The sequence below is a fragment of the Bifidobacterium sp. genome, assembly GCF_051876855.1.
Lineage (GTDB): Bacteria > Actinomycetota > Actinomycetes > Actinomycetales > Bifidobacteriaceae > Bifidobacterium.
In genome coordinates this window covers 3939-10587 of sequence record NZ_JBJEIH010000053.1, presented here as the reverse complement: position 1 = coordinate 10587, position 6649 = coordinate 3939, and the positions used below count along the sequence as shown (strand labels likewise).

The window sequence follows — 6649 nt, the reverse complement described above, 5'->3', positions numbered from 1 at the left end:
TCGTTTAAACAATCAAGTGCACCATCGCAACATCTCCGGCAACTACAAATCCGGGTGCGGTGAGATGTCTCAGTCCCACTGCACCCGGATTCATAATCGCCCGGTATCGCTACACGTACCCATGCAACGCGTCGGATCACGACCTGACGCCAATCAGCAACGCTTTTCTGCGCAAGGTCGTCGCGATGCCAGCAACCGTTGTTAAGTCCAGGCGGCGCGTGTCAGTAGAGTTCTGTGAAAATCTTCAGCACGCGGTCATAATCAAGCGGCACAAAGTTGTTGCGCATCAGCCGCTCCTGGGTGGTCATCACACGTTCGGCGAATTCGGGCAGATCCTCGCGGGTCACACCGTACTCATGCAACGCCTTCTTCGGCAGGAGCTTGTTGATCAGCTCCTCGAGCCGGTCGTAGACCACGGCGGTATCGCATCCGAGGATCTTCGCGAGGAAGGCGTTGAGCGTGGCGATCTCTCCGTCGGATTTGATTTCCATGTAGTTGCGCAACACGCCCGTGAACATGGCGTAGTTCGATTCGCCGTGCGGCACATGGTATTTGCCGCCCAGCTGATAGCTCAACGCGTGCACGGCCGCGCATCCGGCGGTGTCGAAGGCGATGCCGGCGAAATCGGAGGCAATGAGGAAGTCGTCCATCAACTCGTTGCGCTTCGCGCGGCGTTCGGTCGATCCCGCCTCACCGGCCTCGGTCACTTTCTGGTATCCGCCGACAATCATTTCAATCGCCTTGTAGCTGAACATCTTCGTGTATGGAGTGGCGTTCGGCGACAACGCGGATTCGACGGAGTGCACAAGCGCATCCATCGAGCTTGTGGCGAAGACATGATCAGGCAGACCGGTGAGCAGTTCCGGAATCAGTACGGCATCATCGGCGAACATCTCCGGCCCGGCGATACCCGCCTTGCAACCAAGGCGTGTGCGGTTCACCGCGGCGATTTCCGTGACTTCGCTGCCTGTACCGCAGGTGGTCGGCACGAGCACCAGACGTACCTTGCGATGGTGGTCCGCCAGATGGTCGATGACGTCATCGATGCCGTCACCGCCAGCAACGGCGACGATTTTCGACATGTCCATGACGGCACCGCCGCCGACTGCGATAATGCGGGAATACTTGAACTTGGAGGCGTCAAAAATAAGCGCATCGATCATTTCATCGGTCGGTTCCTGACTGCCGTATTTGTCTACGGTGATCACATGGGCGCCGTTGGTGACGCCGGCGAAGAACGTATCATGCATCACGTCCATGGTGACCAGCAGGTCGTCAGGCCCAAGATTGAATTCCTTCGCAAATTCCGCGACCGTGGGGAACTTGTGAATCACGGGACCAACGGTGAGCTGCTTCATACAAACCTTCTTTCAACGGCCCGCGTACCCTTTGCGGCATGCGGAAGCGATACGCGCATTATCGGACCGGACATTTCACCTGATATGTCCGGCGTGTTTCCTACATGTGACAGCGGTTCGGAATCGTTCACGTCCATAGAGAACATTCCGTTACCGCCATGATCATGATGTGGACATGCCACTCCGTGACGCTCGCTCCCAAGGACCGCGGCATGCGGTATGGTTGGTTCACGCGCATGCGGGGCGAACCGATGGACCCGCAATCGATACGGAGGATGTCATGGCACTGACCAAGAAACAAACCAAGCAGCTGAGGGCGATGGCCAACCAGCTCAACCCGCTGCTGTGGATCGGCAAGAACGATGTGACCGATGCCGCAATCAAGCAGGCTGATGAAACAATCGATAAGCATGAACTCATCAAATGCGCGGTCCAGGACGGCTCAGGTCTGACCGCCCGTGAGGCTGCGGACCAGCTTGCCCAACGGCTTGGGGCCGATGTCGTGCAGGTGATTGGCAACCGATTCGTGCTGTACCGCGAATCTCGCCGGGACGATGTGAAGAAGATTGTGCTGGTGCGCGAGTAGGCGTTTCCGACCTGTATCAGCCAAAATATCAATCGAATAAATCAGTCAATTAGTCTGGGGTGTCGCATCCGACGATGTATGCGACGCCGCAGATTCGGATTGCGGTGCAGCGTGCTGCTTTTTCAACGCCGCTCCGGGCTCGGCTTGCGCAGTGCGCCCGGATTCTGACGATGCCGGCTGGGCACCGGTTCCGGCGGTCCCGGCGGCTCCGGCAGTTCCGGCGGTCCCAGCGGCATCGGCGGCTCTGGCAGCCCCGATTCCATGGAGAATCGGCTTGATTCGTGCCAGATTCTCCTTCACTTGACGCTCATAGCCACGGTCGTTGGGGCGGTAATATTCACGACCGACCAGTTCGTCAGGCATATACTGCTGCGGCGCGACGGCTCCCGGATAATCGTGGGCGTACTTGTAGCCCTCGTGGTTGCCCCAGCTCTTCATAAGTTTCGTCGGGGCATTGCGCAAATACAGCGGAACCTGGCCGATATGCCCGGCATCAATGTCGGCGAGCGCCTCGTTGATCGCATTGTAGCTGGCATTGGATTTCGGCGCGGTGGCCACGGCGATAGTCGCTTCGGCGAGGATGATGCGCGCTTCGGGCATGCCGATCATGGCCACCGCCTGCGCGGCGGCGACAGTGACCTGGAGGATCTGCGGAGCGGCCATGCCGACTTCCTCGGCAGCCGCGATCATGATGCGCCGGGCGATGAACCTCGGGTCCTCACCCGCCCTGAGCATCTGGGCGAGATAGTGGATTGCCGCATCCGGGTCGGAGCCCCGCATGGATTTGATGAAAGCGGAGATGACATCGTAATGGTCGTCGCCGTGCTTGTCGTAACGCACGGTCGCCACGTCCATGACACTGCTGACAATGTCCGGAGTGATTACCGCGGGCTTGCCCGGATCCTTCGCATGCTTGCCGCCGGTGACCGCCCCAGCGGCGGCTTCGAGGATGGTCAGGGTTTTGCGCCCGTCTCCCCCGCCCATGCGGATGATTTCGTCACGGGCGTCATCGTCGATGGCGACGGTGCCTTCCAACCCGCGCGGGCTGGCGATGGCACGGTCGATCAGCGTGCTGAGGTCGGCATCGTCAAGCGATTCGAGTTTGACGACGACCGAACGGCTGAGCAACGGCTTGATGACCGAAAAACTTGGGTTCTCCGTAGTGGCGCCGATGAAGGTGACGTCACGGTTCTCGACGCTGGGCAACAGGGCGTCCTGCTGGGATTTTGAGAAACGGTGAACCTCGTCGATAAACAGGACGGTTTCCTTATGCGAGGTGACAAGCCGTTCATGGGCACGTTCGAGGACCGCACGCACGTCTTTGACCCCTGAAGTCACGGCGGAGAGCTCTTCGAAGGCGCGCCCGGATTGTTTGGCAACGATGTAGGCGAGTGTGGTTTTGCCCACTCCCGGGGGCCCGAACAGGATGATCGAGCTCGGGGCGGTCAATGAGCCCTGCGATTGCGGGTCGGCAAGCCGGCGCAGCGGCGAACCATCCCCGAGCACATGCTGTTGACCCACCACCTCATCGAGGGTTTCGGGACGCATGCGCACGGCGAGCGGACGCAGCACGTCATCAGGCGCGGCGGCCGCGGCGAACAGATCATCGGTCATGCTTCCACCCTACTCCAATTCGAACAATCGTTCGACTCCGGCGATGCGCAATCGGCCCCGGCCCAATCAGTCCTCGATCTGGCCGTCGGGGCCAATCGGACCGACGTGATAGTCGACAAACACCGTCTCGCCGGTCTCCTGCGTGGCATCGAGATCGACCGTGCCGCCGATCGCCCAGTCATGGTCACCATCGGAATCATCGATAATCTGTCGAACACGCCATGTATGCTCCTTGCGTTCGTTCGCGTCATCGATGATGAAGAATTCCGGCGAGCGGGCGGCGGCATCGATACCGACATAGTCGTGCTCGTCGTAGTAGTCTTCGAGCGCATCCTCCCATTCGTGAACGCCGTAACCCCAGTCGTGGTCGAGGTCGCCGAGAGCCTCAGGACGGTCGAGGTCCATAAGCTGGACGCGGCGGAACATGGCGTTGCGGATGAGCACGGTGAGTCCACGACGGTCGGAAACCACGGCGTCGCGATCGCCCGGGGCGGTGGTGTCAAGCGCGGATTCATCGTTTTGGCCGGCATGCTCCCACTCATCCACGAGGCTGGAATCAACGGACCGGACGACAAGCCGCAGCCAGGAGATAACGTCGCGCAGTTGGTCATCAAGCATATCCTGCGGGACCGTGCGCGCGAGCGAACGGTAGGCGTCCGACAGGTAACGCAACAGGGTGCCCTCGCAGCGGGCGATATTGTACCGGGCGATGTACCCGTTGAAATCAGAGGCGGTTTCGACCATGTCACGCAGCACCGATTTGGGGCTGAGCATGTAGTCGCCCGCCCACGGCACCGACTGGCGGTACGTGTCGAAGGCCTGATTCAGCAGATCCTCAAGCGGCTTGGGATAGGTGATTTCCTGGAGGCGTTCCATGCGTTCGTCATAGTCGATGTCGTCGGCTTTCATCTCCTGCATCGCCTTGTCGCGGGCTTGCCGTTGCTGGGCTTTGAGTACCGGCATCGGGTCGTCGAGCGTCGCCTCGACCATCGAGATAACGTCAAGCGCGTACGTGGGCGAATCCGGGTCGAGCAGGTCGAGCGCGGCGACAAGGAACGGGGACAACGGCTGGTCGAGCGCGAAATCATCAGGCATGTCGACGTCAAGCACGTAATCCGTGGTGTCGTCGTCGCGCGGGACGGCCTCGATGAAATGCTCGTCAAGCATGGTGCGGAAGATGTCGTCCGCCAACTGGTGCAGATGCGCTTTCTGCTCGTCGGTCTGCGCAGAGTCGTCGATGAGCTTGTCGACGCGGGCGCGAGCGTCACCGCCTTGGGCGACCTCGTTGAGCACCATCGAATGCGTGATTTTCAAATGCGGGACCAGAGTCTCGGGGGCCGCCTCGATGAGCTTGTCGAAGGTGTGCTCATTCCATGTGACGAAACCCTCCGGCGGCTTCTTACGCTTGACTTTCTTGAGTTTCTTCGGATCATTGCCGGCTTTGGCCAGCTGATGCGCGTTCTCGATCTCGTATTCCGGAGCCTCGGCGACCACCAGCCCTTCCGTATCGAAGCCCATGCGGCCGGCACGACCGGCGATCTGGTGGAATTCGCGGGCGCGCAGACGACGGGTCTTGACACCGTCGAATTTCGTCAACGCGGTGAGCACCACGGAATGAATCGGCACGTTGATGCCGACGCCCAAAGTATCGGTACCACAAATCACCGGAAGCAGGCCCTGCTGGGCGAGCTGTTCGACCAATCGGCGGTATCGCGGAAGCATGCCGGCATGATGCACGCCGACACCAGTGCGCAGCAGGCGTTGCAAAATCTTGCCGAATGCCGTGGTGAACTTCGTGCCCTTCATCGCCTCGGCGATGGCCTGACGCTGCTCCTTGGTGGAGACATTGCTGTTGGCGAGCGCCTGCGCAGTGGTCAATGCGGCATCCTGCGAGAAATGAACGATGTAAATCGGGGTGTCGCCTTTGCCGACCAGCAGCTCGATGGTCGCTGGCAGCGGCTTGTCAGTGTATTCGTAGGTCAGCGGGACCGGGCGCGGGGCGTCGGCAATGATGTCGACATCCGTGTCAGTGGCGTCTTCAAGCCGGTCGGCGATCGCATCCACATTGCCGAGCGTTGCACTCATGAGCAGGAACTGCGTGTGGGGCAGCGTAATCAGCGGGACCTGCCACGCCCAGCCGCGCTCACTATCGCCGTAGTAGTGGAATTCGTCCATCGCCACGCAACCGATGTCCGCCTGGTCGCCTTCCCGCAGCGCCTGATTCGCGAGGATTTCCGCAGTACAGCAGATGATCGGCGCGTCTGCGTTGATATGCGTGTCACCGGTGATCATGCCGACGTTGTCCCTGCCGAACACCTCGACCAGGTCGAAGAACTTCTCGGATACCAGTGCTTTGATCGGCGCGGTGTAGTACGAGCGGCGGCCGGTACACAACGCGGCGAAATGCATGCCGAGCGCGACCAGCGATTTGCCGGAGCCGGTCGGGGTGTTGAGGATCACGTGGTCGCCCGAAAGCAGGTCCATGATGGCCTCTTCCTGGTGGGGCCACGGGGTGATGCCCTTGGTGTCCTCGACCCAGCCGAAGAAGCGATCGAAAATCGCGTCGGCGTCAAGGTTGCGTCGCTCGCCGTCATGCGGGGCCAACACCCCGAGCGACCCGTATCCATTCGTCCCGTCGGCTTCCAGCCGTTGCTCGTCCTGCGTCATACCCCTGAGTCTAACGCGTGGCGTGCCTTGCGGACGATGGGGAGAGTGGGGATGCCGACGGTTTCCACAAACAGGAAGAAAATCACTGACCACCGTGCGACTATCAGATTGCACGATGACGGAGTACCTTCGGGTCTCAAATCGGACGAGAGACACTCCAACGGGATGCGACTTCTCAAGGACACAGCGGCGAGATACGGAGAGTCTCGCCGAACAGATGGCAAGTACTGGGAAGCGGTGCTACCGAGTTGTCGCACAACGGGCAGATAGCCCTATGAACGGCGGGATGGGCGGCAGTACCGGGCAGCAGTGCGACGGGAAAGTCGCACGACGGGCAGATTGAAACGGATACGACGACCAAGGACACCGTATCGGCCCGCCATGCAACCGGGGAATCACACGGCGGCGAGATAACACGGGAATC

At 60.5% G+C, this 6649-nt stretch carries 4 protein-coding genes; 1 reads left to right on the top strand and 3 read right to left on the bottom strand.

The features are described from left to right. Positions 1–221 precede the first annotated feature (221 nt). Positions 222–1358: a 4-hydroxybutyrate dehydrogenase gene (locus ACI38B_RS04120; protein WP_439729642.1), complete on the bottom strand. Its 1137-nt coding sequence runs from the start codon at positions 1356–1358 to the stop codon at positions 222–224. 280 nt (positions 1359–1638) lie between these two features. Here ACI38B_RS04120 and ACI38B_RS04115 point away from each other — a divergent pair, with 280 nt between their 5' ends. Then, the gene (locus tag ACI38B_RS04115; protein ID WP_015450635.1) at positions 1639–1944 is read left to right on the top strand and encodes a YhbY family RNA-binding protein; all 306 of its coding nucleotides are present in this window, start codon (positions 1639–1641) and stop codon (positions 1942–1944) included. Positions 1945–1989: 45 nt separating this feature from the next. On the opposite strand, the gene ACI38B_RS04110 is transcribed toward ACI38B_RS04115, so the two are convergent. Together ACI38B_RS04110 and ACI38B_RS04105 are read right to left on the bottom strand one after the other, a co-directional pair. Further along, positions 1990–3558 (bottom strand): replication-associated recombination protein A, encoded by a 1569-nt coding sequence (locus ACI38B_RS04110; protein WP_439729641.1) that lies wholly within the window; start codon positions 3556–3558, stop codon positions 1990–1992. 66 nt (positions 3559–3624) lie between these two features. After that, the gene (locus ACI38B_RS04105; RefSeq protein ID WP_439729640.1) at positions 3625–6225 is read right to left on the bottom strand and encodes a DEAD/DEAH box helicase; all 2601 of its coding nucleotides are present in this window, start codon (positions 6223–6225) and stop codon (positions 3625–3627) included. Positions 6226–6649: the final 424 nt, after the last annotated feature.